Annotated in this window: 1 protein-coding gene; it reads right to left on the bottom strand. The window is 60.1% G+C overall.

Annotated features, from left to right (window positions below; genetic code table 11):
• Positions 1–32 precede the first annotated feature (32 nt).
• Positions 33–1,055: an IS30 family transposase gene (locus AB6804_RS31865; RefSeq protein WP_370889837.1), complete on the bottom strand. Its 1,023-nt coding sequence runs from the start codon at positions 1,053–1,055 to the stop codon at positions 33–35.
• Between the last annotated feature and the right edge of the window lie 49 nt (positions 1,056–1,104).

Here is a 1,104-nt window from a genome sequence, read left to right as displayed (position 1 = left end):
GGCGGTTTCAAGGTTGAAGCGCAACAGCGAATTTAATGTTTAGAGCCATGAGGTTGAGCTGCGGAAGCGAGTGTGGCGGCAAAGACCTCGAGTGGCGAATGGAAGGCGTGAGTGGCGCGGGGCCTGCTGTTCAGACTGTCGGCAATGGCGTCAAGTTCGTCCTGACTGTAGACCGAAAGGTCGGTGCCTTTGGGCAGATACTGGCGCAGCAGTCCGTTGGTGTTTTCACAAGTGCCGCGTTGCCATGGGCTGTGCGGGTCGCAGAAGTACACCTTCACGCCGGTAGCGGCGGTGAGCTCTGCATGCCGCGACAGTTCTTTGCCTTGGTCGTAGGTGAAGCTCTGCCGCAATGGCTTGGCAATCGAATTGAGTTTGGCAGAGAAGCCTGCCAGCGCGGAAGCAGCCGTGGCATCTTCCATCTTCGCCAGCAGCACCAGGCGGCTGGTCCGTTCCACCAGCACTCCGACTGAAGACGCATTGTTGGCGCCCTTGATGAAGTCACCCTCCCAGTGTCCGGGCAGCAGTCGGTCTTCGATTTCGGGCGGCCGCACATGAATACTGACCATGTCGGGAATCTTTCCGCGTCGGTCTGTACCCCGTGTGCGCGGCATGCGCGTGCTATGGCCGTGGCGCAGGCAGGCGATGAGCTGACGGCGCAGTTCGCCGCGCGGCTGGGCGTAGATGGCCGTGTAGATGGTTTCGTGCGAAACCTGCTGGGTCGGGTCAGTCGGATACATGCGCTTGAGTGTGCCCGATATCTGCTGAGGTGACCATTTCCACTCGAGCAGAGTAAGAACGACGCGCCAGCACACACTCTGCGGGCCGAGCTTTGTGGGACGACGACCCGCACTCCGACGCGCGGCGCTGAGCGCCTCTGCAGGAACGGATGCGTAGCCAGCAGGAGAATGATTTCGCCTCAGCTCACGACTTACCGTGGCTGGCGAGCGGCCGAGTATCCGGGCCATGGCCCGGATACTCGAACCCTGCAAATGCAGGCTGGCAATGGTCAGGCGCTCTTCAGGTTGAAGCTGCTGATACTGAGTTCTTTCGTGCATCGCAACACCTTATACGAAACGGGTGTTGCACTTCAGATTTGAGGCTGCC

The organism is Caballeronia sp. RCC_10, assembly GCF_041360715.1.
GTDB lineage: Bacteria > Pseudomonadota > Gammaproteobacteria > Burkholderiales > Burkholderiaceae > Caballeronia > Caballeronia grimmiae.
Note: the sequence above shows the minus strand (reverse complement) of the source record. Positions and strands in the feature narration are given on the sequence as shown.